General features: G+C 30.2%; 27 protein-coding genes and 1 pseudogene. 14 read left to right on the top strand and 14 right to left on the bottom strand.

The features are described 5' to 3' along the window. The first annotated feature begins 68 nt into the window (after positions 1-68). Entirely contained in the window at positions 69-971 is a 903-nt protein-coding gene (locus GQS58_RS12555; RefSeq protein WP_165734421.1) for an IS1595 family transposase, read from the top strand. Here GQS58_RS12555 and GQS58_RS12550 read toward each other — a convergent pair. The 12 genes and pseudogenes from GQS58_RS12550 to GQS58_RS12495 form a co-directional block, all read right to left on the bottom strand. Further along, positions 960-1,313, bottom strand: a complete 354-nt coding sequence (locus GQS58_RS12550; RefSeq protein WP_166386403.1) for a hypothetical protein — start codon at positions 1,311-1,313, stop codon at positions 960-962. The two genes, GQS58_RS12555 and GQS58_RS12550, sit on opposite strands and share 12 nt — an antisense overlap. A gap of 115 nt (positions 1,314-1,428) precedes the next feature. Next, the gene (locus tag GQS58_RS12545) at positions 1,429-2,607 is read right to left on the bottom strand and encodes a winged helix-turn-helix domain-containing protein (protein ID WP_166386401.1); all 1,179 of its coding nucleotides are present in this window, start codon (positions 2,605-2,607) and stop codon (positions 1,429-1,431) included. A gap of 44 nt (positions 2,608-2,651) precedes the next feature. Further along, positions 2,652-3,656: a DHH family phosphoesterase gene (locus GQS58_RS12540; RefSeq protein WP_166386399.1), complete on the bottom strand. Its 1,005-nt coding sequence runs from the start codon at positions 3,654-3,656 to the stop codon at positions 2,652-2,654. A 155-nt stretch (positions 3,657-3,811) separates the two neighbouring features. Continuing rightward, complete coding sequence (locus GQS58_RS12535) at positions 3,812-4,516, bottom strand: M949_RS01915 family surface polysaccharide biosynthesis protein (protein WP_166386397.1); 705 nt, start codon at positions 4,514-4,516, stop codon at positions 3,812-3,814. A 104-nt stretch (positions 4,517-4,620) separates the two neighbouring features. Continuing rightward, positions 4,621-5,829, bottom strand: a complete 1,209-nt coding sequence (gene tyrS, locus GQS58_RS12530) for a tyrosine--tRNA ligase (protein WP_166386395.1) — start codon at positions 5,827-5,829, stop codon at positions 4,621-4,623. 371 nt (positions 5,830-6,200) lie between these two features. Continuing rightward, a pseudogene (locus GQS58_RS17305) lies at positions 6,201-6,317 on the bottom strand (DNA-binding response regulator); the annotation flags it as partial. Positions 6,318-6,356: 39 nt separating this feature from the next. Next, positions 6,357-6,728: a VF530 family DNA-binding protein gene (locus GQS58_RS12520; RefSeq protein WP_166386393.1), complete on the bottom strand. Its 372-nt coding sequence runs from the start codon at positions 6,726-6,728 to the stop codon at positions 6,357-6,359. A gap of 151 nt (positions 6,729-6,879) precedes the next feature. Further along, positions 6,880-7,635 carry a LytR/AlgR family response regulator transcription factor gene (locus GQS58_RS12515; RefSeq protein WP_166386391.1) on the bottom strand — a complete coding sequence of 252 codons (756 nt, stop codon included), beginning with the start codon at positions 7,633-7,635 and terminating at the stop codon, positions 6,880-6,882. 78 nt (positions 7,636-7,713) lie between these two features. After that, complete coding sequence (locus GQS58_RS12510; protein ID WP_166386389.1) at positions 7,714-8,031, bottom strand: 2TM domain-containing protein; 318 nt, start codon at positions 8,029-8,031, stop codon at positions 7,714-7,716. Positions 8,032-8,035: 4 nt separating this feature from the next. After that, on the bottom strand, positions 8,036-8,371 hold the full coding sequence (locus GQS58_RS12505; RefSeq protein ID WP_166386387.1) for a 2TM domain-containing protein: 336 nt from the start codon (positions 8,369-8,371) through the stop codon (positions 8,036-8,038). Next, the gene (locus GQS58_RS12500; RefSeq protein WP_166386385.1) at positions 8,371-9,732 is read right to left on the bottom strand and encodes a 2TM domain-containing protein; all 1,362 of its coding nucleotides are present in this window, start codon (positions 9,730-9,732) and stop codon (positions 8,371-8,373) included. The genes GQS58_RS12505 and GQS58_RS12500 overlap by 1 nt, the downstream gene beginning before the upstream one ends. A 43-nt stretch (positions 9,733-9,775) precedes the next feature. Continuing rightward, positions 9,776-10,189 carry a DUF2141 domain-containing protein gene (locus GQS58_RS12495; RefSeq protein ID WP_166386383.1) on the bottom strand — a complete coding sequence of 138 codons (414 nt, stop codon included), beginning with the start codon at positions 10,187-10,189 and terminating at the stop codon, positions 9,776-9,778. Between the two features lie 608 nt (positions 10,190-10,797). On the opposite strand from GQS58_RS12495, the gene GQS58_RS12490 reads away from it, so the two are divergent. The 11 genes from GQS58_RS12490 to argH all read left to right on the top strand — a co-directional run bounded on the left by GQS58_RS12490 (position 10,798) and on the right by argH (position 22,366). Continuing rightward, positions 10,798-11,412, top strand: coding sequence for a GNAT family N-acetyltransferase (locus tag GQS58_RS12490; RefSeq protein ID WP_166386381.1), 615 nt, complete (start codon positions 10,798-10,800; stop codon positions 11,410-11,412). Beyond that, entirely contained in the window at positions 11,412-12,587 is a 1,176-nt protein-coding gene (locus GQS58_RS12485; RefSeq protein WP_166386379.1) for an argininosuccinate synthase, read from the top strand. Before GQS58_RS12490 ends, GQS58_RS12485 begins: the two co-directional genes overlap by 1 nt. A 139-nt stretch (positions 12,588-12,726) precedes the next feature. After that, positions 12,727-13,710: an N-acetyl-gamma-glutamyl-phosphate reductase gene (gene argC, locus GQS58_RS12480; RefSeq protein ID WP_166386377.1), complete on the top strand. Its 984-nt coding sequence runs from the start codon at positions 12,727-12,729 to the stop codon at positions 13,708-13,710. A 136-nt stretch (positions 13,711-13,846) separates the two neighbouring features. Continuing rightward, positions 13,847-14,638, top strand: a complete 792-nt coding sequence (proC, locus tag GQS58_RS12475; RefSeq protein WP_166386375.1) for a pyrroline-5-carboxylate reductase — start codon at positions 13,847-13,849, stop codon at positions 14,636-14,638. Between the two features lie 39 nt (positions 14,639-14,677). Beyond that, entirely contained in the window at positions 14,678-15,808 is a 1,131-nt protein-coding gene (locus GQS58_RS12470) for an aspartate aminotransferase family protein (protein WP_166386373.1), read from the top strand. 175 nt (positions 15,809-15,983) lie between these two features. Beyond that, a complete protein-coding gene (locus tag GQS58_RS12465) occupies positions 15,984-17,180 on the top strand; it encodes a glutamate-5-semialdehyde dehydrogenase (protein ID WP_166386371.1) in 1,197 nt (398 codons plus the stop codon). An 88-nt stretch (positions 17,181-17,268) separates the two neighbouring features. Continuing rightward, a complete protein-coding gene (proB, locus tag GQS58_RS12460) occupies positions 17,269-18,033 on the top strand; it encodes a glutamate 5-kinase (RefSeq protein WP_166386369.1) in 765 nt (254 codons plus the stop codon). 41 nt (positions 18,034-18,074) lie between these two features. Further along, positions 18,075-19,013 carry an N-acetylornithine carbamoyltransferase gene (locus GQS58_RS12455; RefSeq protein WP_166386367.1) on the top strand — a complete coding sequence of 313 codons (939 nt, stop codon included), beginning with the start codon at positions 18,075-18,077 and terminating at the stop codon, positions 19,011-19,013. 87 nt (positions 19,014-19,100) lie between these two features. Beyond that, positions 19,101-19,877, top strand: coding sequence for an acetylglutamate kinase (gene argB / locus GQS58_RS12450; RefSeq protein WP_166386365.1), 777 nt, complete (start codon positions 19,101-19,103; stop codon positions 19,875-19,877). A gap of 2 nt (positions 19,878-19,879) precedes the next feature. Continuing rightward, positions 19,880-20,947, top strand: coding sequence for a M20 family metallo-hydrolase (locus GQS58_RS12445; protein ID WP_166386363.1), 1,068 nt, complete (start codon positions 19,880-19,882; stop codon positions 20,945-20,947). A 144-nt stretch (positions 20,948-21,091) separates the two neighbouring features. Next, a complete protein-coding gene (gene argH / locus GQS58_RS12440) occupies positions 21,092-22,366 on the top strand; it encodes an argininosuccinate lyase (protein WP_166386361.1) in 1,275 nt (424 codons plus the stop codon). 82 nt (positions 22,367-22,448) lie between these two features. On the opposite strand, the gene GQS58_RS12435 is transcribed toward argH, so the two are convergent. Continuing rightward, the gene (locus GQS58_RS12435; RefSeq protein ID WP_166386359.1) at positions 22,449-23,045 is read right to left on the bottom strand and encodes a hypothetical protein; all 597 of its coding nucleotides are present in this window, start codon (positions 23,043-23,045) and stop codon (positions 22,449-22,451) included. Between the two features lie 4 nt (positions 23,046-23,049). Then, on the bottom strand, positions 23,050-23,835 hold the full coding sequence (locus GQS58_RS12430; protein ID WP_166386357.1) for a metallophosphoesterase family protein: 786 nt from the start codon (positions 23,833-23,835) through the stop codon (positions 23,050-23,052). A 394-nt stretch (positions 23,836-24,229) separates the two neighbouring features. On the opposite strand from GQS58_RS12430, the gene GQS58_RS12425 reads away from it, so the two are divergent. Continuing rightward, the gene (locus tag GQS58_RS12425; RefSeq protein WP_166386355.1) at positions 24,230-24,850 is read left to right on the top strand and encodes a GDSL-type esterase/lipase family protein; all 621 of its coding nucleotides are present in this window, start codon (positions 24,230-24,232) and stop codon (positions 24,848-24,850) included. 30 nt (positions 24,851-24,880) lie between these two features. After that, complete coding sequence (locus GQS58_RS12420; RefSeq protein ID WP_166386353.1) at positions 24,881-25,609, top strand: esterase family protein; 729 nt, start codon at positions 24,881-24,883, stop codon at positions 25,607-25,609. The last annotated feature ends 1 nt before the right edge of the window (position 25,610 follow it).

The raw sequence follows: 25,610 nt of genomic DNA, 5'->3' as shown, positions 1-25,610 counted from the left end.
AAAGTCCATTTTAATTTATTGAGTTAGTCATTTAGTTTCCGTATCTTATAGCTTTAAAACATTGATATATGGATAATTTTGAAGGTCAAGATATACTAAACTTTATAAAAGAACTACCAAATGATGAAGCCTGTAAAGCTTATTTATCAAAAATAAAATGGCAGGATGGTTTTAAATGTAGTAAATGTGGACATACAAAAGGTTGTGAAAAAGCTGGATATAATTATCACTGTTATGCTTGCCATCATGTAGAAAGTGCTACTGCAAATACACTTTTTCATAAAGTTAAATTTGGATTGCAAAAAGCGTTTTGTGTTGCTTTTGAAATGAGTACAAATAGTAAAAGTACTTCAAGTATTCAAATGGGTAAACGCTTTAGTATTCGTCAAGGAACTGCATGGTATTTTATGCAAAAAGTTCGTAAAGCAATGAAAAGTAGTCAAAAATATCCTCTAGAAACCTTAATTCATGTTGATGAGTTTACTGTTGGAGGAAAAGAAGAAGGAAAACAAGGTAGGAGTTACGATACAAAAAAGAAAAAAGCCGTAATTGCAGTAGAATTAACAGATAACAATAAGGTGAAAAGAGTTTACATTAAATCTATAAACGACTATTCTGCAAAATCATTAACACCAATTTTTGAAGAACACATAAGTAAATCTGCTAAAATAATAACAGATAAATGGAGAGGATATGAACCTTTGAAAGAAGTTTATAACATTGAGCAAATCTATAGTAATAATGGTGCTAACTTTAAACAATTACATGTCATGATTATGCAAGTTAAGTCTTGGCTTAGAGCAATACCAACTCATGTAAGTAAATGGCATATTCAAGCTTATTTTGATGAATTTTGTTTTAGAATTAATAGATCTCAATTTCAGAAAAGTATATTTCATAAAACAATTGAAAGAATGGTAGTTGCCAAACCAGTTTATCAAAATCAAATAAAACAGAAGCTAAACGTATAACTCAATTAATTTATTTTGTACGGGCTGACAAGTAAAAGATTCTTGATACAGAAATTCTTCATAAGTACCAGAACTATTGTAAATAAAAAAATCTCTACCACACTCTTCGGTTGTTGCAGGTACAGAAGCTTCATTTCCATCATATTCAACTTTATAAATAGACCAAGCACCTGCTAAATCTTTTATTTTAGCATCTTTTTGTATAATTTCTTCCTCGTTAAATAAATCATCATCGGTACTATTACAAGAAAATAATATTGCTAGAAAAGAAACCACTACTAACAGATTAAAAATTCTTTTTGTTATGCCATTTCTATTAACAAACTCGTAATGTTGCATCATGTTTATCTAATTTTTGATAAAAATAATCAAAGTTTTATTTAAGTTAAATAAATCTTTGAACTAGTTTTGAATAAAAATTAAAATCAACCTCAAGAAAATAAATCGTTGATATTTGCTAAAAAATAGATTTAATGGTATTTAATAATGAGCTTGGTGTTGTTTTATGGACTTCTATACCTGAACAATTATTAAAACTTTTGAATGCCTCTATCTCTTTAATAAAAGCTGCTTTAAAAGATTCATTAAAAGAAAAGTTTTCTTCAAAAAATAAATGATGAATATGAAGAGTAGCACTTTTTTTATCTGCCTTACAATCCATTCTTGCCACTAATTTACCATCCCAAAGAATGGGTAATGAAAAATAGCCATACTTTCGTTTTACAGCCGGAGTATAACATTCTATTTTGTAATCAAAATTAAATAAGTGCTGCATACGTTTACGCTGAATCAATAAATTATCAAAAGGAGAAAGAATTTTCAGTTGACTATTCATTGGCTTACTTAACAAGCTCAAAGCATTAGGCAAGGCGTAATATACTTGTCCGCTAACATGCACTTCTTGTAATTCTTTGTTAGCATACATCTCCTTCAATACAGAAGTAACAAGTGCTTTGGTATTTTTAAGTAAATAGGCCATTTCACCTGCTTGACCAATACCATTAGCTCTTAGATAACTTGTAATTAAAAACCGAATATGTTCTTGTTCAGTAGGGCATTTCGCCTCAATATTCTCTGGTAAAACGCGCTCCGTAAGGTCATATACTTTATGAAAATTCTTACGACTAGAAATCATCAAATCTCCTTGCATAAACAAATTTTCTAAAGCTTGTTTTGCCGGTTTACTTTCCCATTCCCCAACTTTAGCTGTATGAGCAAAATCTTTTGCCATTAAGGGACCTTCGTTATCTATGCGTTTTAATATAACATCCATGAGTTTCGCATCTTTCTGAAACCAATGACTTTGTTCGTTATTTAGAATGGCATGTTTACGGGGAAGTGAATATTTAAAGTCTCGAATTGGCAGATATGCTGCCGCATGCGACCAATATTCGAAAACCTGTTTGGTTTCAATTAACGTATCAATATCAGAAAGTTGATATTCTGGATTTCTATTCCATAATGTATGATGATGAGCACGTTGAATAACCGAAATGGTATCTATCTGCACATAACCAAGATGTTCAATACTGGCAAGTGTATTAGCTAATGATGTACCTTTTAACTTACCAGGAAAAACACGTTGAGAAAGCAAGACTATCTTTTGGGCTTCTATTGGAGAAAGTATTTCTTTCATGCAGAGTCTTGTATTTATTTTTAACCTATTTTACAAGACTATTCTTACTGTTTTTGAAAATACTCAGGAATCAATCCTTTTAATTTTTCTAAAGTTTCATCAACAGTTAAATCACTCATTCCTCCAGAAGCATTTGCATGTCCTCCTCCATTAAAATGTTCTTTTGCTAACATATTAACCGGATTTTCTGCTCCTTTAGAACGGAAAGAAATTTTCATAATTCCATCTCTTTCTGTAAATACAATAGCAGCTTTCATCCCTTTGATTGATAAAACTAAGTTTGCCAAACTATCTGTATCTCCTTTTTTATAGTGATATTTTGCTAATTCTTCTTTAGATAAAGAAATGATAGCAACATTATAATCGTATAAAATTTCTAATTTCTCACTCATTGCATATCCTTGTAAACGCAAACGAGTCTCTGTATTATTATCGCTTAATTTTTCGTGAATTAAATGATGTTCTACACCTGCTGCTAAAATCTTCCCTAAAACCTCATGTGTTCTTGGTTTTACAGAATTGAATCTAAAACTACCTGTATCTGTTAAAATTCCTAAATATAAAGGTGTTCCTATTTTTTCGTCTAACAATTCTAAGTTGCCAGATGCTTCAATTAAATCTACAATTAATTGTGATGTTGATGATGCCGTAGTTTCTAAAACCGTGATTGTAGGAAATTCTTCAGGATTCAAATGATGATCTATCATTATTTTCTTACAAGTTGCTGCTTCTAACAGTTCTTGCATTTCTGGTCCTACTCTATTGGTTGCATTGTAATCTAAACAGAAAATTAAATCTGCATTTTGCATTTGTGCTGTTACTTCTTCTGGATTTTCTTCCATTAAAATAATAGCAGAAGTATCTAACCAATATAAAAAATCTGGTGCTTTATCTGGATGACAAACCACAGCCTTTTTACCTAATTTTTCAATAAAATAAAGCAAACCTAAAGATGAACCAATTGAGTCTCCGTCTGCAGATTTATGTGCTGTAATAACAATATTTGATGCAGCTAAAATTTCTGCTTCTATTTCTTTATAAATATTCATGTAGTGTGTTTTTGCAATTGCCATTTATTATCGCAATTGTATCTTTTTAAGAAGCTGTAAAGTTAAGTTTATTATTGTGGAGCGTAAAAACGAATCTAGTTTTTATTATAAATACATTACTTTTTATTTTCTTAATTCTATTTTAAAAATTTGCACTAAGATTCATCAAGTATTAGTTTCTTACTCTTCATGTTATTTTGCCATTTATAAGGGAAAATTCCAAAATTATTTTCCTCTATATTATTCATTATTTCTTTTACTTTTAATTGAATTTTATAAGGTAACCTATAAAAACCAGCATCTACTTTTGCAATTCTTTCATAATCTGAAATTCCATTTTGATGTCTAATTACAACCTTTTTTCCTCTATTATAAACTACTATCTTAATCCTACCATCACTAAAATCATTTAAGCCTTTTGTACCATACACAATTATCGGATCAATAATTCCATTAGCATCAACATCACTTAAATTAAGGAATTTGGTCCAAAATGAAATTGAAAACTCTTCTGACACTTCATTTCCATTTGGAAGTATAAAATCATTTAAATTCCATTTTAGATGATAATTATTATTTTTATAATCTATGCAATATGCTTTTATAGCCTTATTACAATTAACATACTCATTACCACATTTTGTTTCTTTTACCGTTAAGAGTAAATAGTGTTTTCCTAAATTATCATTAAACTCATAAACTCTATTTATAGAATATTCTATTTTAAGTTTATTTTTAAGGTCTTCAGAAAAAATAGCTTTCACTTCTTGTGCAGATAATTTTTTACTATAAATTGATTTATTTTGCGCAAAACTTATGTTTGAGCATAGAAATAAAAGTATTAATAAGGTTCTTTTCATGTCTATAAAGTAATTATTGTTTTAAACTAGTTGTAAAAATACTAGTCTACTTTTAAACATAACCCAAAACAATAATTAATTTAGCTCTTTAACATCTAACAATCTTATTCTTTTAATTCATAAAAATCTCTTTTCCCTACTTTTACTTTCATGCCTTCTTTTAGGACAATTTCCGCATAAATCTCTTTATTTTTTATGGTATCAATTTGTACAGCTCCACTTTCAATTAACCTTCGTAAAGCAGATTTAGAAAGTCCTTTTTTAAGATGAACACATAAGTCTATTAAACTAATTGTATTCTCCTTATGTTGAATCTCTTTAATCAAAACAGATTCAAATTCTTTTTCTTCTAATTTTTTACTTTGAAATTGATTGACAAAGTACTCTTCTGCTTCTTCTGCTTGATTGCTACTATGGTATTGGGTAATGATGTTTTTAGCAATTAGCTTTTTTATTTCCATCGGATTTTCTCCGCTAGCTAACTTAATTTTAATAGCCTCATTTTCTCTTAAAGAAAAATCTGTTGTTAATTGTAAAAATTCATCTATTAAACTATCCGGAATAGACATTGTCTTACCAAACATTTCGTTAGGTTCATCTGTAATCCCTATAATATTGTGCAGAGATTTACTCATTTTCTCTTTACCATCTAGACCTTTTAGTAATGGCATACACATTACTATTTGCGGACTCATTTCAAAAGTTTCTTGTAACTTTCTCCCCATAGTACAATTAAAAAGTTGGTCTGTACCCCCCATTTCAATATCTGCTTTAATTTCTACAGAGTCAAATCCTTGAAGTATTGGGTACACTAATTCATGCATTGCAATTGGCGTATTTTCCGTAAACCTTTTATTAAAGTCGTTTCTATGCATTAACTGAGCAACGGTAACTTTAGATAAAATCTGAATAACCTCTGTAAATGATAGTTTGTCTAACCATTCTGAGTTAAAAACGATTTTAACTTTATCAACATCTATAACTTTAGATAATTGATTAATGTAGGTTTCTGCATTGTGCTGCACCTCTTCTAAAGATAAAGGTTTTCTACTTTTATTTTTCCCTGTAGGATCTCCTATTCGAGCAGTAAAATTCCCTACCAAAATTACAATTTGGTGGCCTAGATCTTGAAACTCCTTTAATTTCTTTAAAACAACAGCGTGTCCCAAATGTAAATCTGGTGCAGTCGGATCAAAACCTAGCTTAATTATTAGCTTTCGGTTCTCTTTTTTTGCTAATTCTAATTTTTCTTCCAGTCCGTTTTGAGGAAGAATAATCTCTACATTTTCTTTTAACTTATTAATTGTTTCCATCTTTTTTTAAATAAAAAAAGCCCGAGCAAATGCTCGGGCTTTTTAGTTATGTTATATTATTATTTATTATCAGATTTTACTTGAAGTATACACATAGCCATTCCGAGCAGTTATTATTTGATAATAATAAGTACTGAAAAAAGGAAGGCGTAATATGTTGTTCAATCTTTTCATTTCGACCGCAAATATATTTTTAATTTCCTTAATGTGCAATTTTATTTACTTGATAAAAAAATTGTCATTTCGAAATGAGCTTTTTCAGCGATTGAGAAATCTCATCAAAATAACTGAGAGTGTGATCCCTCCTCATTCTTCGTTCGGAATAATAATCGTAAGAACATTACGCCTTTGAAATACCAAAAGTAACTGCATCAATCAATCCAGTTCTTAAAGTCTTTTACACGTTCTCTACTCACAATAATTTCACTTTCAGAATAAGAGTGTAAAATCAATTTTAAATGAGAATTAGAATATGTAATTATATCTTTTGTAGTTTTTTTCACATTGAAAACCCTTTTACTTTTTCACTATTCAATTTGGTTCTTTTTCTCTTCTAGCATCTCCAAATAAACGTCCTCAACATGTTCTCGAGCCCAAGTTGTTCTTCTTAAAAACCCCAGACTAGATTTCATTGTAGGGTTACTCTTGAAACAACGAATATTTACACGTTCTCCTAAATACTCCCAACCATAATAAGCTACTAAACGTTCTAAAACCTGAACTAGTTTCACTCCATGAAACGGATTGTTTAATTGTTCTTCAGTGGCTTTTCTTCTTTTTCGTTTAGCGGGTTTCTCTTCAGCCAATTTTTCATTCGTTTGAAGATTAGAAACTGTATCTAAATATTCATTTGATTGATTCTTTTTATCAGTAGACTCGTTCTGGTGATTGGTTTTCATGTGCATTGTTGGCAAATTGTATTTTTTAATCCAATATTTTTCTAAATCAGAATTTAAAATGTTTTTGTATTCTTAAGTTAGCAAAGTACTAGTTTTCTTCATCATTCAGAAAACAGTCCTGTTACATATTTTACTTACTTTATAATTAATACTAGTCTATCCAGTTCTTAAAATCTTTCACCCTTTCCCTACTTACAATAATTTCAGTTTCAGAATAAGAATCTAAAACCAATTTTAAACGAGAATTAGAATATGCAATAATGTCTTTTATCGCATTTATATGCACAATAAAAGTTCGGTTGACTCTAAAAAAATGCTCCGGATTTAATTGCTCTTGCCAATACTCTAAAGAATTATCTAACAAGTAATTTCTATTCTCTTTGGTATGAATATAGGTGGATTTATTCTCACTATAGAAACACTCAACTTCATCAATATTTATAATTTTGATGTGCTGCCCTACTTTAATTGATAACCTTTTTTTAAATTTTCTATCTACCGGGTTTACTAATAGTTTACGAATTTCATCTAAGTTTACTTGAACATCAGATTGTTTTGGTTGATGTTCTTTAAACTTATCTACCGCAACTTTAAGTTCATCTTCATCTAAAGGCTTTAACAAATAATCTATACTATTTAATTTAAAAGCTTTTAAGGCATATTCATCATACGCAGTGGTAAAAATAATAGCCGATTTTACGTCTATTTCTTCAAAAATTTCAAATGACAATCCATCTGAAAGCTGAATATCTAAAAATATTAAATCGGGATGTTCATTATTCTGCAACCAATTTAAAGACTCTTCTACAGAATGTAACATTTGCTGAACCTCTATATCAATTGCAGCTAACATTCTACTTAACCTTCTTGCAGCTGGCTTTTCATCTTCAATTATTAATACGTTCATTTTTAAGTTCTTTTGGGTTATGAGACTCCTCTTCTTTTTTTGCTCGCAATTACAGAGATGCAACTTTCTTGTTTAAATTTAATTATCGTTTTTCATAAACTCGCCAATTTTTCTTTCTTCCCAATCTTTACCAAATAAATTAGAAAATCCAAAAGTCTTAATTCCATGAAACACTAAAAATACTCCCCATATAAACCAAATAGGCAAATAGATGTTTTCTCCTCTATTAAACTGATTACTAACAATAAAATCACCAAAGAGTTTAAAAGAAAAATTCCATATAAATGCTAAAAACAAATTTACCAAAACATAGGTAACCAAGTGTTTATAGAATTTTTTAATTTCGTCTACTCTATGTTTCGCTCTAATTAACTTCTTATTTTCTAAATTTTTCATCGTTTTAAAATTTTCTTATTTTAACATCTTCTTTCTCCATCAATTCTTTAATCTTCTTTTGTTCCCAATCTTTACCGAAACCTATAGATTGAAAACCAAAAACCCCCATCCAATGAAAAAATATTCCAATTCCCCAGAAAAGCCACGTAGAATATACTCCAAAATTAGAAAGAGCATCTACTACATGGTATCCACTTTGCAGTAAGCCAAAAAGAATAACCCCGCTTATAAAAATATTTACCAAAACGTACACTATTAAATGAACGTAAAACCCTTTAATAGCTTTTACTCTTTTTTTAGCACGTATATAACTAGCTTCTTGTGTAAATTTTTGTTCCATTATCTTCTATTTTTTCGTTGTTTATCGGCTTCCATCATTTCTTTAATCTTTTTATCTTCCCAATTACTACCTAAAAAAATGTTGTAATTATTTACTTCTAAAAAGTGAAATGCCAATCCCATTCCCCATCCAAAAACAGGAAACCAGAACCAGTGAAATCCAGAAGAAAATCTTAAATTAATAAAGATTAAAAAAGGAATTACAATACAGTAAGAGGCTAAATTCTGGTAAAATTCTTTCAATTTTTCAACTTTCTCTACAGCTTTTATATATTTGCTATTTTCTAAATCGTCATTGTACATCATATCATTCATTTTATAAAGGAGCGGTAAACTCACGGTAAATGTTTTGTTATTATTTTCTATTTTCACTCCTTTTTGAGTGATTAAACCATATCTATCAGCAATATTTTGCAGCCCAACTTTGGTACTTTTCCCTATTGCATCTTTCGGGTTTACGTTGTTTTCTATAATTAAATAAGTATCTTCTTCATAAATATGAACAGTTAAAGGTTTAGAAGACGAAACCACATTATGTTTTACAGCATTTTCTAACAAAAGTTGTAGAGAAAGTGGCACAATTTTTAACTCATCATTACTAATGGAATCTGGAATATTAAATTTTACAGCATCTTCAAAACGCATTTCTAACAATTGCATATAGGTTTTAGCAAACTTTAACTCTTCTTCAACTGGCACTAAATCTTTATTTCTTTGCTCTAAAACATATCTATATACTTTAGAAAGTTTTGTCGTAAATTTTTCTGCTTGCGCAGGATTTTCACCAATCAAACTCGTTAACACATTTAAGCTATTAAATAAAAAGTGAGGATCTAACTGATTTTTTAAAGACTCAAATTTTGCGGTTTCTGTTTTTGCTACAATCTGCTGTTGCGTACTTTCTTGCGTCATTGCAGATTTCCAGTTAATCATAAAACCTCTAGCATGCAAAAAAGCAGAAATTCCTAAGGAAAGAATAATGTAGAATAAATGAATCCAAAAATAATTTCCTTTAAAAAAAACAGCAACATCTACTCCATTTAAAACTACAAATACAATGTAGTCGATACTTAAAACTACAGGTACTGTATATAAAATAGTTGCAATAATACCAGACCAAATTCTTTGGTTTGTTAACGTAATCCAATCCCATTTAGAAGATAAATAGTTATTTATAAGTATGTTTCCAAAACCAAGACCAAAACAATACATACCAGAAATAATAAAAGACCATATAATATTTTCTAAGGTTCTTTGGCCAAATACAACTCCAAACAACAAACCAAATATTATAGTTAGCTTTAAGCACAAAAATGCTGATTTTTTAAAACTTTTTATAGTATAAACTTCTGGGTTTATCATGTTACTTATTCTTTAATAAAGACAATTATAGGAGCGTAATTTACTAAAATCTTATTTCTAAAGACACATTTGTATCAGTAACCCTAAATTTTGCGTCTTCAAATTTTGGAGGTCCAAAAGTCATATTATTATTAGAAGCACCATAATTTTCTAGCGGCATTCCGTTTTGTTTAAAATCCATTTTATTATTACCGTTTTTATCGTGATAACAAATAATTGCATATTCACCTTCATTTACATTTTTAAAAGTGACTGTACTTACACCTTCTTCAATTATAGCATTAGCACTTTGTATCGATTTTAATCTAAAATTAGTTTTATCATATAATGCAAATACTACTTTACCAGTATTAGAAGTAATATTTACAACGGTTGCAGTAACTGTTTTGTTTTGTGCTGTTATAGTGTTTGTAATACATAACATTGCAGTTATTAAAATGGCTAAGATAAGTTTCATAAGATGTTGTTTTAATGGTTAATTATGATACAAATATGCAACAGCAATCTAGTTTTTAAAATTAAAGAATACTGAGTTGTATTTTTTTAAGGATGAATTGTAGTTTTTATATGGAATAAGCGATAATAAATAAAGAACAGTAATTTAAACATCATAAAAATTATGAAAAAGAGATTATTTAAGATATCTGTTGATTTATTTTTAACGCAAACTTCAATTTTGTTTAAATTTAATAAAACTTATAAAAAAGCACTACACTTTTGATAATACCTTTAAAAAAATATATACTTTAGCAGTATGATTACTTCAAGAAGAAATAAATTATGTACTACAATAGGTCCCAGCTTGCGCTTGCGCAACCGCCGTCGCTAATATTTTATCCTAGCAACAAGTTATCTTATTATAGTATTTATCCATTTATTTTTTTATCGTGAACATTACCTACAAAACTTACCTACAGCCTTTCGTTATTTTAAACAATAACAATTTACGACGTAGTTTTTCTTTTCGCCCTTTGGGTGTTTAGATAATTATAGAGTTTAGGTGAGTCCGATTCTACATTCAAAAAGAACAAACAACAACTTTAACAACATAAAAAACACAATGCAATGGAAATTGTAATTGCTAACAAATCACATACTGTTTACGCAGATATTATTTGTAAAACCATAGAAGATGCCGCTCAAGTTAGAGGTACAGGTATCGCAAAAAGAAAACCAGAATACGTTGCCACTAAAATGGAAAACGGTAATGCTGTTATAGCATTAGACAATGGTAAATTTGCAGGTTTTTGCTACATAGAACAATGGGGACATGGTAAATTTGTTGCCAACTCAGGTTTAATTGTACATCCAGATTATAGAAATATAGGACTTGCAAAATCTATTAAACAAGTAATCTTTAAACATTCTAGAACAAAGTTTCCAGATGCAAAAGTTTTTAGTATTACCACTGGTTTAGCAGTAATGAAACTAAATAGCGATTTAGGTTACAAACCCGTTACTTTTTCTGAACTTACAGACGATCAATCTTTTTGGGATGGTTGCCAAACTTGTAGAAACTACGATGTTTTAACAAGAACAGAAAGAAAAATGTGCTTGTGTACAGGGATGTTGTTTGATCCAAAAAACAATAATAAAGAAGCCTCTAAAGAGGTTAAAGAAAGCGTTTTTCAAAAATTAAAAAATATTAAACAGAACTTGTTTCTAAAAAAAGATAAATAATGAAAAAATTAGTAATTGCTTATAGTGGTGGTTTAGATACCTCTTATTGTGCCGTAAGTTTATCCAAAGAATATGATGTACATGCTGTAAGTGTTAACACTGGCGGATTTACAACAGAAGAAATTAAACACATAGAAAGCAACGCCTATAAAATGGGAGTTTCTACTTATAAAAATATTGATGCTGTTGCTACATTCTACAACAAAGTAGTAAAGTATTTAATTTTTGGAAACGTTTTAAAAAACAGTACCTATCCGCTTTCTGTTAGTGCAGAAAGAATTATTCAGGCAATTGAAATTGTAGAATATGCAAAAAGTATTGGTGCAGAATATATTGCACACGGAAGTACAGGTGCAGGAAACGACCAAGTTCGTTTTGATATGATTTTTCAAACCTTAGCTCCTGGTATAAAAATTATTACACCAATTAGAGACGGAAAATTAACAAGACAAGAAGAAATAGATTATTTAAAAGCTGAAGGAATTGATATGCCTTGGGAAAAATCTAAATATTCTGTAAATAAAGGTCTTTGGGGAACTAGTGTTGGTGGTGTAGAAACGTTAAAATCTGAATTGCCTTTACCTAGTGAAGCATATCCTTCTCAATTAGAAAAAGAAGGCGAAGAGAAAGTAACATTGACTTTTAAAAATGGTGAATTTGTTGCCTTAAACGGACAAGCAAACTTACCTGAAGTAAATATTGAAAACCTAAACAATATTGCTTCTAAGTTTGCAATTGGTAGAGATATTCATGTTGGTGATACTATTGTTGGTACAAAAGGTAGAGTTGGTTTTGAAGCTGCTGCAGCTTTAATTACCGTAAAAGCACACCATTTGTTAGAGAAACATACCTTAACAAAATGGCAATTACAACACAAAGAATATTTGTCTAGTTTCTACGGAATGCACTTGCACGAAGGTCAATATTTAGATCCTGTAATGAGAGATACGGAAGCTTTTTTACAAAGTTCTCAAAAAATGGTTTCTGGTAATGTGGTGGTTTCTTTAAAACCCTATCATTTTTCTTTAGACGGAATTATTTCTGACCATGATTTAATGTCTAGTGCATTTAGTACTTATGGTGAAGAAAATAAAGCGTGGACAGCAGATGACGCAAAAGGTTTTATTAAAATTTTAGGAAATCAGAATAAAATATACAGACAAGTAAATCAATAATGTTGCCTCATCCTGCAAGGTTTCAAAACATCCTGCAAGGTTTTCAAAACTTTGTAGGTATTTAATTAGTAGGAAAATTAATACCTACAAGGTCAAAAAAAAGACCTTGCAGGATATTTAGATAATAAATACCATCAAAATGAAAAAATTAGAAGTAGGAATTATAGGAGGTGCAGGTTATACCGCTGGTGAATTAATCAGATTATTATTGAATCATCCAGAAACAAATATCAATTTTGTGTACAGTACTTCTAATGCTGGTAACAAATTATATAAAGTACACCAAGATTTAATTGGTGATACAGAAATTGATTTTACAAGCGACATAAATACAGATGTTGATGTTTTATTTTTATGCTTAGGTCATGGAAATTCAAAAGCTTTTTTAGAGAAAACTACTTTTTCTGACAAAACAAAAATCATCGATTTAAGTAACGATTTTAGATTACTTGCTGATAAAAATTTCGAAGGAAAAGACTTTGTGTACGGTTTACCAGAATTAGATAAAGAAAGTATAAAAACAGCTAAATATATTGCAAATCCGGGTTGTTTTTCAACTGCTTTACAATTGGCAATTTTACCTTTGGCGGCAAATGGATTGTTAAAAAATGATGTTCATATTAATGCCGTAACCGGTGCAACAGGTGCAGGAACTTCTTTGTCTGCAACAACACATTTTACTTATAGAGATAATAATTTTTCTCATTATAAAGCATTTAATCATCAGCATTTAGGGGAGATTAATCAGACTGTAAATCAGTTACAAAGTGATTTTAATTCTGAAATTAATTTTATGCCAAACAGAGGTAATTTCTCAAGAGGTATTTTTGCAACGACCTACACTAAGTTTGATGGCGCTATTGAAGAAGCTATAAAAATGTATAAGGAGTATTATAAAGATGCCGCTTTTACCTTTGTATCTGAAAACGATGTGCACATGAAGCAAGTAGTAAATACGAACAAATGTTTAATTGGTTTAGAAAAACACGGCAACAAATTATTAATTACAAGTACTATCGATAACCTATTAAAAGGAGCTTCTGGAGCAGCAATTCAGAATTTAAATTTAATGTATGGTTTTGAAGAATCGTTAGGTTTAAAATTAAAAGCAACTTATTTTTAATCCAATAATAGTATTCCTGCAAGATTTCAAAAACCTTGTAGGTATAAAAATTAAAGAATACGTTACAGAGTTACGTTTGTAGTTAAATAAATACCTTCAAGGTCAAAAAAAAAACCTTGCAGGATAAAAATAGAATATGAAAGCAGCAATTATTGGAGCAGGAAGTTTAGGACAATCTATCGCCAAAGGTTTATTAAAAAACAAGGTGGTAAGTTCTTTATATTTAACAAAACGAAATACAAAATCTATTACCGCTTTTAATATTTATGAAGAGGTAATTTTAACTTCGGATAATGAAGAAGCTGTTAAAAACTCTGATATTTTAATTTTTGCTGTTCAGCCAAGACATTTAGAAAATATTTTAAAAGATTTAAAACCACTTTTAAAAGAAAATCATGTGATTATTACAGTTATTACTGGGTTTTCTATCGCAAAAATTGAAGCGATTGTTGGAGTTGATAAATTTATTATTCGCTCTATGCCTAATACTGCAGCAGCAGTTGGACAATCTATGACCTGCCTTTCACCAAATACAAAAGGGAAAGAAAAAGTAGAGTTAGCAAAAACTATTTTTGATAGTTTAGGACAATCTTTAGAAATTCCGGAAGAGCAATTACAAGCAGCAACCGTTATTTGTGCAAGCGGAATTGCTTTTTGGATGCGTTTAATTAGGGCCACTACACAAGGTGCAATTCAGCTAGGTTTCGAAGCCGATGAAGCGCATAAATTAGCCATGCAAACTTGTTTTGGTGCCGCTAGTTTATTAAAAGAATCAGGCAATCATCCGGAAGCAGAAATAGACAGAGTTACCACTCCTGGAGGTTGTACCATAGAAGGTTTAAACGAAATGGAACACCAAGGTTTAAGCTCGTCTTTAATTAAAGGAATCAATAAATCTTTTGATAAAATAAATCAAATAAAAAACTAATCAACGGGTTTAAACCCATTGCTATAAAAAAATAATACTATGCCATTATTTAACGTTTACCCACTGTACAATGTTACTCCTGTAAAAGCTAAAGGAGTTTATGTTTATGACGAAAACAAAACGGAATATTTAGATTTATATGGCGGTCATGCTGTAATTTCTATTGGGCACGCACATCCAAAATATGTAGAAGCAATTACCAAGCAAGTTGCAAAACTAGGTTTTTATTCGAATGCAATTCAGAATCCGTTACAGGTTGAATTCGCGGATAAACTAGAAGCACTTTCTGGTTGTAAAGACTATGAATTATTTTTATGTAATTCTGGTGCTGAAGCAAATGAAAACGCCTTAAAGTTAGCTTCTTTTAAAACGGGAGAATCTAGAGTTATTGCATTTAAAAATGGTTTTCATGGTAGAACTTCTGCTGCAGTTGCTGCCACTGATAATAAAAATATTATTGCACCAATTAACGCACAACAAAAGGTTACTATTTTAGAGTTAAACGATATTGATGCTGTAAAAAAAGAACTAGAAAAAGGAGATGTTTGTGCTGTTATAGTAGAGTTTATTCAAGGAGTTGGTGGTTTAGACCAAGCAACTGCTGCGTTTTTTGAACAAGTAGACGTACTTTGTAAAGCAAACAATACTTTTTTTATTGCTGATGAAGTACAGTCTGGTTATGGACGTTCTGGTAAATTCTTTGCTTTTCAGCACTATAATGTAACTCCAGATGTTATTTCTATTGCAAAAGGAATGGGTAATGGATTCCCTATTGGAGGAATTTTAATTCACCCAGATATTGAAGCAAAATTCGGAATGTTAGGGACTACTTTTGGTGGAAATCATTTGGCTTGTGCTGCTGGTTTGTCTGTCTTAAAAGTAATTGAAGAAGAGAACTTAATAGATAATGTTAACGAAATGTCTGCATATTTTATAAAAATAGCAAAGACAATTCCGGAAATAAAAAATATTAAAGGTAGAGGTTTAATGCTTGGTTTAGAATTCGACTTTGAAGTTGGAGATTTACGTAAGAAATTAATTTATGTCTATCATATTTTTACGGGTGGCGCAATGAATAAAAATCTATTGAGAATTTTACCGCCTTTAACTGTTAGAAAAGATCATATCGATCAGTTTTTTGAAGCTTTGGTTGATGCTTTGGGGGAATAAATATTTTTCTCGCAGAGACGCAAAGGCGCAAAGATTTTCGTTGAAAGTAAATATAGAAAACTGTAACTGAAAATTGTAACCTGTAATATTAAACGCAGAGAATTTTCGCAAAGAAAGCATTTTTTTTTGTTGAATGATACTGAGAACTGCAACTGTAAACTGAATACTTAAAAACATGAACACATTATTATCCATAGAAACTAGAAACGCTGTTTTACTTACAATGGCAGAACTTCTTAATAAAGAAAGAGAAGCTATTATAAACATCAACAAAAAAGATTTAGAAGCTTATAAAGGTGATGACATTTCTATGTTTGATCGCTTAAAAGCGGACGATAAAAAAGTGGATGAAATGATTGCTGCTGCTAAACATTTAGCTTCTCAAGAAGATCCTGTTGGTGTAGAGCGTTTTAGTTTTAAGCATGATAACGGCATGCAAGTTTATAATAAGACAGCTTCTTTTGGTACCATTCTTATTATTTATGAATCGAGACCAGATGTTACTGTGGAAGCTGCAGGAATTGCTTTTAAATCTGGAAATAAAATACTTTTAAAAGGAGGAAAAGAGTCGTTAAATTCGAACTTAAAAATTGTAGCATTATGGCACGAGGCTTTAAAACAGCACAATGCTGCTACAGATTGGGTAGAATATTTACAATTTAACAGAACTGAGACACAGGCTTTTTTAGAAAAACCAACGCAGAAAGTAGATTTAATTGTACCTCGTGGTGGCGAACGTTTAATTGCTTTTGTAAAAGAACACGCTACTTGCCCAGTTATTATTAGCGGACGAGGAAACAACTTTGTGTATGTAGAAAAAGAAGCCGATTTAGAGATTGCAGTTGATGTGATTATCAATGGTAAATCTAAAATATCTGCTTGTAATGCAGTAGATAAAGTTTTAATTGATACAAACCTTCCGAATAAAGAAGTATTCATCAATAAATTAATAGCAAAATTAAATGAAGCTAAAATTCAGGTTTTGGGTGATGAAACTGTAGCTAAAAACCATCAGTTAGAACAAATTTCATCAAACGAAGTTTGGTACGAAGAGTTTTTAGATTATAAAATTGTGATTGGAGAAATTGCTACTAATTCAGATGCAATTGCCATGATAAATAAATATGCTGGCGGACATTCATCTGCAATTATTACAAAAGAAATTAATACAGCAAAAGTATTTATGGAAAACGTAGATACAGCAGTTGTGTATCATAACGCTTCCACTCGTTTTACAGATGGTGGGCAATTAGGTTTGGGTGGCGAATTGGCAATTAGTACAGACAAACTACACCAACGTGGCCCTATTGGTTTACAGCATTTGGTTACCAATAAATGGTACGTTCATGGAAACGGACAAGTAAGAAATTAGCAGTTTCACAGTGGCAGTTGGCAGTAACAGAAACTGTAAATTAACTACCTTAGAGAAATCAAGAAGTAATAGTTCGAAATTAAATTAGATGCAAAAAAAGAAACGTATTTTACTAAAAATAGGCTCTAACACGCTTACCAAAGAAACCGATAATATTTCTAGAGGAAAAATTGAAGATATTGCGAATCAGATTGTAAAATTACAAGATACTTGCGAGTTTATTATTGTAAGTTCTGGAGCAATTGCCGTAGCTAAACAGTTTGTAAAGCTAGAAAGTAAACACGAAGAAGTTTTTGTAAAACAAGCGCTGGCTTCTATTGGTCAGCCACATTTAATTAGAATTTATCAAGAAATATTTAGAGAATATGGCTTATTAAGTTCTCAGTGCCTTCTCTCCTATTCAGATTTTGAAAAACAACAAAGTAAAACCAATATTGTAAATACAATTAATGTGTTGGTTAATAACAACTATATTCCTATTATCAACGAAAATGACACCGTTGCAACGGATGAAATTCAGTTTGGTGACAATGATAAATTAGCTGCTTTAACAGCTACTTTATTAGAAGTAGATTTGTTAATCATTGCAACAAACACAAACGGAATTTATACTAAAGAATCATTCAAAAATAATACCCCAGAAACTATTTTAGAAGTTGATGATTTTGAAGGTTTAAAAAAAGAAGTTGTGAGTTCTAAATCATCCCACGGAAGTGGCGGAATGGCTTCTAAAATTGAAGCAGCAGAACTTGCTAAAAATGCAAACATAGAAACATGGATTGTAAACGGTTTAGAAGATAATTTTATTACCAATGCTTTTGAAAATAAGGTTGCGTTTACAAAAATAAAATAATGAATAGCAAGGGGTTTCAACCCCTTGTAAAAAAATAGAGAATGAAAAATTACACCTCCATTAACGACATAGACAACATTAATTCTTGGATTGAAGAAGCCAAAGAAATTAAAGCAAATCCTTTTAAAAACAAAGAATTAGGAAAAAACAAAACATTAGGATTGTTATTTTTCAACTCAAGTTTACGTACGCGTTTAAGCACTCAAAAAGCAGCTTTAAATTTAGGAATGGATCCTATTGTTATGAATGTTTCTGGTGATGCTTGGGGAATTGAATTTGGCGATGGAACGGTTATGAATGGTAACACAGCAGAGCATATTAAAGAAGCCGCAGCAGTAGTTTCTCAATATTGCGATGTTATTGCAGTAAGAGCTTTTCCGAGTTTAACAGATAAAGAAAAAGACGAAAGCGAACAGGTTTTAAAATCTTTTGTAAAATTTGCTTCTGTACCCATTGTTAGTATGGAGAGTGCTACTGGTCATCCTTTGCAAGGTTTAACAGATGCAATTACTATTGCTGAAAACTCGACTAAAAAGAGACCAAAAGTTGTACTAAGTTGGGCTCCACATGTAAAAGCTTTGCCACATGCTGTTGCAAATAGTTTTGTACAGGCAATGCAGAAAATGGATGTTGAATTTGTTATTGCTAATCCGGAAGGTTATAATTTGAATCCGAAAATTACAAAGGACACGCCTATTTATCACAACCAAGATGAAGCGTTTAAAGATGCCGATTTTGTGTACACCAAAAACTGGAGTTCTTATGAAGATTACGGACAAGTATTAAGTACAAATCCTAATTGGATGATTACCAAAGAAAAAATTGGTGATGCCAAATTTATGCACTGTTTGCCTGTTAGAAGAAATGTTGTAGTAGAAGATGCTGTTTTAGATAGTGATGCTTCTTTAGTTATTGAGCAAGCAAATAACAGAACATACGCAGCACAATTAGTGTTAAAGAAAATATTAGAAAACAATTAAAGTCATTGCGAGGCACGAAGCAATCTGTTTTATAATAGAGAGATTACTTCGTCATTCTTCCTCGCAATGACTTATATTTAAAATAAAATGGAAAAACTATCAATCATAAAAATTGGGGGAAACATTATAGAAGATGATACTTCTTTAAATGCTTTTCTAAAATTATTTTCTAATTTAGAAGGAAAGAAAATTTTAGTTCATGGTGGCGGAAAACGTGCAACTCATATTGCCTCTAAATTAGGTATTGAATCTAAAATGGTAAACGGTAGACGTATTACAGATGCGGAAACTTTAGAAGTAATAACCATGGTTTACGGAGGTTTAGTCAACAAAAATATAGTTGCTAAATTACAGGCTTTACAAATAGACGCTATTGGTTTAACCGGAGCGGATATCAATAGTATACAATCTGAAAAAAGACCCGTAAAAGAAGTCGATTTTGGTTTTGTTGGTGATGTAAAAAAAATAGCTTCTAATTCTATTGATAAATTAATTAAAGCTGATTTTACACCTGTTTTTTGTGCGATTACGCATGATGGAAACGGACAATTGCTAAACACAAATGCAGATACCATTGCAAGTACCATTGCTGTTGGAATGAGCAAAATATACGAAACATCCATTTACTATTGTTTTGAATTAAATGGTGTTTTAAGTGATTTTAATGATAAAAACTCAGTAGTTAAACAGATCAATTCTAAAACATATCAAGAGTTATTAGCAGCTGAAATTATTACAGACGGAATGATTCCGAAAATAGATAATTGCTTTGATGCATTAAACAATGGAGTCTCTAAAGTACATATTGGAAACACTGCTATGTTAACAAATGAAAACGATAATTATACGACCATAACATTATAAATATGACGTTACAAAAATTAACAGAAAACGCAATTTCACTTTTAAAGAACTTAATTGAAACACAATCATTTTCTACAGAAGAAGAAAACACAGCAAAACTTATTGAAGGTTGGTTTATAGAAAATAAAATCCCTTTTAAAAGAACAAAAAATAATATTTGGGCAACCAACAAACATTTTGATGAAAGCAAACCTACCCTATTGCTAAACTCTCATCATGATACTGTGTTCCCAAATTCGGCCTATACAAATGATCCTTTAAAAGCATTTGTAGAAGACGGTAAATTATACGGTTTAGGTTCTAATGATGCTGGTGGTTGTTTGGTTTCTTTAATAGCAACTTTCACCAATTTCTACGCACAAGAAAACTTAAAATACAACATTGTTATTGTAGCTTCTGCAGAAGAAGAAAATTCGGGTCCGGATGGATTAAATAGTATGTTAGCAATCATACCTCATATTGATGTGGCTATTGTTGGCGAACCTACTTTAATGAATTTAGCAGTTGCAGAAAAAGGATTAGTAGTTTTTGATGCGGTGGTAGAAGGAACTCCAAGTCATGCTGCACACCCAAATAATAACAATTCTATTTACAACACTATTGAAGTTTTACAATGGTTTAAGGATTTTAAATTTGAAAAACCTTCTGTTGCTTTAGGTGATGTAAAAATGACGGTTACTCAAATTTCTGCCGGTTCTCAACACAATGTTGTACCTGCGCATGTAGATTTAGTGGTAGATGTTCGTGTAAACGATGCATATTCTAATAAAGAAATTGCAGACATATTACAAGAAAAATCGCCTTGTACAAAAATTACTGCAAGAGGTTTAAAACACAACTCCTCTTCTATTTCTATAGAACACGATTTAGTAAAAGCAGGTATTGCAATGGGAAGAGAAACCTATGGTTCTCCTACATTATCTGACCAAGCTTGCTTAACTTGTCAATCTTTAAAATTAGGCCCTGGAGACAGCACGCGTTCTCATTCTGCAAATGAATTTATATATTTGGCAGAAATTGAAGAAGGAATTAAAATATACGTGGAGTTATTAAAACGTGTAATTGTTTAAATAATAATGTTATTCCTGCAAGGTTTCTAAAAACTTGTAGGTATAAAATATCTTACAAGGCTTCAAAATTCTTGTAAGTCTGAAAATTAATAATGTAATAATACCTACAAGGTCTTGAAGACCTTGCAGGATAAATAAAAAAATATGAAACTTTGGGATAAAGGATTTTCAATAGATCAGCAAATAGAAAAATTTACCGTTGGTAATGATAGAGAAATTGATATGCATATTGCAAAATATGATGTTCAAGCTTCTTTAGCACACGCTATAATGCTAGAATCTATTGGTATTATTACTGCTGATGAATTGAAAGATTTAAAAAGAGGCTTACAAGAATTAGCTGATGATATTGAAAACGGAACCTTTGTTATAGAAGCTTCTTTTGAAGATGTACACTCTAAAATTGAATGGGAATTAACAAATAAATTAGGCGAAGTTGGTAAGAAAATACACACAGCTCGTTCTAGAAATGACCAAGTTTTAGTGGCACTTCAATTATATTATAAAGAGAATTTAGCGATTATCAATGATAAAACGAAGACCTTATTTGATACATTTTTAGGTTTAGCAGAAACGCATAAAGAAAGCTTATTACCTGGTTATACACATTTACAAGTTGCTATGCCATCATCTTTCGGCTTATGGTTTTCTGCCTATGCAGAGTTATTAATAGATGATGTATATATGTTAAATGCAGTTGCTAAGGTTGTAGATCAAAATCCGTTAGGTTCTGCTGCTGGTTACGGTTCTTCTTTTCCTATTGATAGAGAATTAACCACTAAAGAATTACACTTTGCTACTTTAAAATATAACGTAGTTGCTGCGCAATTAAGTAGAGGAAAAAGTGAACGATCTATTGCTTCCGCCTTAGGCGGATTGTGTAATACCATGTCTCGTTTTGCAATGGATGTTTGTTTGTATATGAGTCAGAATTTTAATTTCATTTCTTTTCCAGATGAATTAACAACAGGAAGTAGCATTATGCCACACAAGAAAAACCCTGATGTTTTTGAATTAATTCGTGGAAAATGTAATAAAATTCAGGCGTTACAAACAGAAATGATATTAATTACAAATAACCTTCCAACTGGTTACCATAGAGATTATCAATTATTAAAAGAAAATATTATTGCAGCTTTTGAAGATGTAAAAGATATTTTAGACATCTTTAATTACTCTATTCAGCAAGTAATTGTAAAAGATATTGATTTGAATGATGAAAAATATCAATATTTATTTACGGTAGATAGCATTAACAATTTAGTGGTTGACGGTATGTCTTTTAGAGAAGCGTATCAACAAATAGGCGGACAGGTACAAGCAGGAACGTACAAACCAGATTTAGGGAAACAACATACACATGTGGGAAGTATTCACAATTTATCTTTGGATAAAATTGCTGAGAAATATCCGAAGTAAAATATTATTTATACACACAAAAAAAATCCAAATTCATAATGAATTTGGATTTTTTAATTTGTAAAATACTTTAATATAATTGCTATAAATAAAAGTTAACTCCAACGGATGTACTAAATACATCAAACACACTAACATCTTTTGCCGTAATTGCATACCATAAATAGGTTTCTACGGTTCCAAGTTCTAAATAAAAATCTACTCCTTTAAAAAGTTTTGGTTTCTTAAAATCTTTGTGCACTAAAGCTCCACCAAAAAAAGTAAAATGAACAGCCGTAGGTACATAATAGCCTTCTGGGTAAAAACTAGGAAGCGTTGTAAAAGAATTCGTTCCTATATCTAAAGTTGTAGTAAAACCTGCTATAGGTGTTATTGTTAAATTTTCTCCAATTACTTTTCTATAAATAGGAAACGTATTCTTAATTGTAATTAAATGTATATTATCTGCTTTAGAAGCAAATTCAGGTACAAATCCATACAATAATTCTGAATACAATACGTTATCAAATAACTGATAACCAGCACCTACTGAAAAAAGGCCTATATTTCCTGCAAATTGTGCTTTTACATAATCTGGCACATACCAAGATTTTTCTTTAACGATAACAGTTTCTTGCGCATAAACATTGTTAAATAATAACAACAATATAGATACTGTAAATATTTTTCTAATTTTCATTTAATTATAATTCTATCAATTCAACACTAAATCCTTTCTCTTTCACAGATACTATATTATACGCTTTCTCTTTCACAGCAGGCGCAGTTAGATAACTTACTTCACCTTCTTCATAAAGATAACTGTGCGTATGCCCATGAATAGATAATGGAACATTGTTTTCTAACATTATAGATCTATATTTTTCTCTTAATTCATCATCAAATTGATCTCCATAAGGAGGTATATGAGCAATAACAAATACTTGATTAAAAGAGGTATTGTCTTTTAATTCTAATTTTAACCAATCAAAATCTAACTCCTTTTCACTTTCCCAAACAACATCATCAAAAAGAACAAACTTATTATTATTAAACTCAAAAGAGTAATTATAATCACCGAACATTTTTTTATAAATAATACCTCCATTTATATTATAGTCATGGTTTCCAATAACTGTTAAATAAGGTTTCTTCAGTTTAGACATGATATCATGAAAAATTTCATACTCCCTTAATAATGCTTGATCTGCAATATCTCCTCCAAAAATTACAAATTTAATATCATCTCTTTTATTCATATCGTCAACAACTTTACTAAGTTGATCATAAAAAAAATGCACATCAGATAAAAAAGCGAATTTAAACTCTTTAGAATCTACCGGAATATTCTCCAATAATTTTAAATTTTTATCAGTAGTATTTTGTTGTTCGCTTTTAACGTTTGCTTCATAAACACTAAATTCAAAAGGATGTTTACAGCCTATAAAAACAACGGTAAGACTCAGTAATAGTATTCTAATATATTTCATTTATTTTATCTAAATTTTAAAATTTCGTGCAAACTTATAGAATAAGTAGACGACATAAAAACATAAACTTACATTAAGTAAAAGAAAAATTAAAATTAGAAAACTAGTTACACTTAACCCCCTATCTACCTTTAATTTAACTAATAAAAAAACAAGAATTAAATACCTAAGAATAATCTAATGACTCTTCAATTACCAAAACAGCAATCTATTAATTTGTCTACATAATAAGTTTCGAAAAAAAAATAAAGAAACAACCAAAGAGGATATTTATCTATTTTACTAAGAATTTCCCTTAAAAATGTATTAGAATCACTTAATTAAGCAATAATTATAGCTTATTTTGATTTTTAAATTTTATATTGAAAACTTAACCCTAAAAAAAATAATAGTAATGTTTTGGTTTCATCCAGATTTAGAACGCTTAGAAAATCAGATTCGAGAATTAGAATACAATCCTAAAACGATTTTTTACGGTAGTTCTACAATAACTCAATGGAATAGTTTACCCTCTACTTTTAAAGAGCACAGCACCATAAATTTAGGGTTTGGAGGCTCTACATTGGCTGCTTGTACTTGGTTTTTTGATCGTATTTTTAAAAACATAAAAGACATAGATGCAATTGTAATTTATGCTGGAGATAATGACTTAGGAGAAGGCAGACATCCTGAAGAAGTAATCTTATTTTTAGAAAATTTATTACTTAAAATAAGAACAAAATACGGTAATATAAAATGCTCTTATATTTCTATAAAACCCAGTATTGCACGAAGTCATCAGCTAGAAAGTATAAATTTTACAAATAAAAACATTCAAAAATTAATGTCTAAAGACGATAATTTTCATTTTGTAAATATTTATGATGCCTTATTAGATAAAAAAGGGAAACCTAATAGCAAGTATTTTAAAGAAGATGGATTGCATTTTAACTCTAAAGGTTACAATCTATTAGAGAAAGCACTCTTAAAACATCCTAAAATTTTTCCTCAAAAAATACTCGAAAAAATATATTAAAAGAGTACTTTAATGGAATAATTTTTTTCCATGAAAAGAGAATATCATAAATGGTATAGTCACAGTCTTAAAAAAGAAATGGAACTTCTTGTATTTGGTTATGCGGGAGCAAAAGTTTTATTTTTCCCACCAAGAATGGGACGTTTTTACGATTATGAAAATTGGAAAATTATTGCAGCCTTATCGCAAAAAATAACAAATGGAGAACTACAAATTTTTTGCGTAGATAGTGTAGATTTAGAATCTTTTTATAACAGTTTTAAAGACCCAGGATATCGTATTTATAGACACATACAATATGAAAACTATGTTCTAGAAGAAGTACTGCCTTTTGCAAATTTAAAAAACTCTAATGCAAATGTAGTTTCTGCTGGTTGCAGTTTAGGTGCATACCATGCAGTAAATATAGCCATGCGGCATCCCACATTGTTTTCTAAAGTTGTTGGTATGAGTGGCCGTTATGATTTAACAAAATCTAATGGTTCATTTAAAGATTTGCTAAGTGGTTTTCATAATGAGTTTGTGTATTTTAATATGCCAAATCAATACTTAAAAAATTTAAATGATCCCCATTTAATCTCACAATTGAGTAAAATGGATATTATATTAGCCATCGGAAAAGAAGACTCCTTTTTAGAAAGCAATTATAAATTATCTAATATTTTACAAGAAAAAGGAATTCCACACCACTTATTTCAATGGCAAGAAGAAGCACATAAAGCATACTATTGGCGTACAATGGTAGATATCTATTTTTAAA

It is taken from the genome of Polaribacter sp. 11A2H (assembly GCF_011379025.1).
Taxonomy (GTDB): Bacteria; Bacteroidota; Bacteroidia; order Flavobacteriales; family Flavobacteriaceae; genus Polaribacter.
Note: the sequence above shows the minus strand (reverse complement) of the source record. Positions and strands in the feature narration are given on the sequence as shown.

Coding starts and splice junctions, on each gene's coding strand:
- GQS58_RS12555 (WP_165734421.1), top strand. CDS start 69: ATGGATAATTTTGAAGGTCAAGATATACTAAACTTTATAAAAGAACTA.
- GQS58_RS12550 (WP_166386403.1), bottom strand. CDS start 1,313: ATGATGCAACATTACGAGTTTGTTAATAGAAATGGCATAACAAAAAGA.
- GQS58_RS12545 (WP_166386401.1), bottom strand. CDS start 2,607: ATGAAAGAAATACTTTCTCCAATAGAAGCCCAAAAGATAGTCTTGCTT.
- GQS58_RS12540 (WP_166386399.1), bottom strand. CDS start 3,656: ATGAATATTTATAAAGAAATAGAAGCAGAAATTTTAGCTGCATCAAAT.
- GQS58_RS12535 (WP_166386397.1), bottom strand. CDS start 4,516: ATGAAAAGAACCTTATTAATACTTTTATTTCTATGCTCAAACATAAGT.
- tyrS (WP_166386395.1), bottom strand. CDS start 5,829: ATGGAAACAATTAATAAGTTAAAAGAAAATGTAGAGATTATTCTTCCT.
- GQS58_RS12520 (WP_166386393.1), bottom strand. CDS start 6,728: ATGAAAACCAATCACCAGAACGAGTCTACTGATAAAAAGAATCAATCA.
- GQS58_RS12515 (WP_166386391.1), bottom strand. CDS start 7,635: ATGAACGTATTAATAATTGAAGATGAAAAGCCAGCTGCAAGAAGGTTA.
- GQS58_RS12510 (WP_166386389.1), bottom strand. CDS start 8,031: ATGAAAAATTTAGAAAATAAGAAGTTAATTAGAGCGAAACATAGAGTA.
- GQS58_RS12505 (WP_166386387.1), bottom strand. CDS start 8,371: ATGGAACAAAAATTTACACAAGAAGCTAGTTATATACGTGCTAAAAAA.
- GQS58_RS12500 (WP_166386385.1), bottom strand. CDS start 9,732: ATGATAAACCCAGAAGTTTATACTATAAAAAGTTTTAAAAAATCAGCA.
- GQS58_RS12495 (WP_166386383.1), bottom strand. CDS start 10,189: ATGAAACTTATCTTAGCCATTTTAATAACTGCAATGTTATGTATTACA.
- GQS58_RS12490 (WP_166386381.1), top strand. CDS start 10,798: ATGGAAATTGTAATTGCTAACAAATCACATACTGTTTACGCAGATATT.
- GQS58_RS12485 (WP_166386379.1), top strand. CDS start 11,412: ATGAAAAAATTAGTAATTGCTTATAGTGGTGGTTTAGATACCTCTTAT.
- argC (WP_166386377.1), top strand. CDS start 12,727: ATGAAAAAATTAGAAGTAGGAATTATAGGAGGTGCAGGTTATACCGCT.
- proC (WP_166386375.1), top strand. CDS start 13,847: ATGAAAGCAGCAATTATTGGAGCAGGAAGTTTAGGACAATCTATCGCC.
- GQS58_RS12470 (WP_166386373.1), top strand. CDS start 14,678: ATGCCATTATTTAACGTTTACCCACTGTACAATGTTACTCCTGTAAAA.
- GQS58_RS12465 (WP_166386371.1), top strand. CDS start 15,984: ATGAACACATTATTATCCATAGAAACTAGAAACGCTGTTTTACTTACA.
- proB (WP_166386369.1), top strand. CDS start 17,269: ATGCAAAAAAAGAAACGTATTTTACTAAAAATAGGCTCTAACACGCTT.
- GQS58_RS12455 (WP_166386367.1), top strand. CDS start 18,075: ATGAAAAATTACACCTCCATTAACGACATAGACAACATTAATTCTTGG.
- argB (WP_166386365.1), top strand. CDS start 19,101: ATGGAAAAACTATCAATCATAAAAATTGGGGGAAACATTATAGAAGAT.
- GQS58_RS12445 (WP_166386363.1), top strand. CDS start 19,880: ATGACGTTACAAAAATTAACAGAAAACGCAATTTCACTTTTAAAGAAC.
- argH (WP_166386361.1), top strand. CDS start 21,092: ATGAAACTTTGGGATAAAGGATTTTCAATAGATCAGCAAATAGAAAAA.
- GQS58_RS12435 (WP_166386359.1), bottom strand. CDS start 23,045: ATGAAAATTAGAAAAATATTTACAGTATCTATATTGTTGTTATTATTT.
- GQS58_RS12430 (WP_166386357.1), bottom strand. CDS start 23,835: ATGAAATATATTAGAATACTATTACTGAGTCTTACCGTTGTTTTTATA.
- GQS58_RS12425 (WP_166386355.1), top strand. CDS start 24,230: ATGTTTTGGTTTCATCCAGATTTAGAACGCTTAGAAAATCAGATTCGA.
- GQS58_RS12420 (WP_166386353.1), top strand. CDS start 24,881: ATGAAAAGAGAATATCATAAATGGTATAGTCACAGTCTTAAAAAAGAA.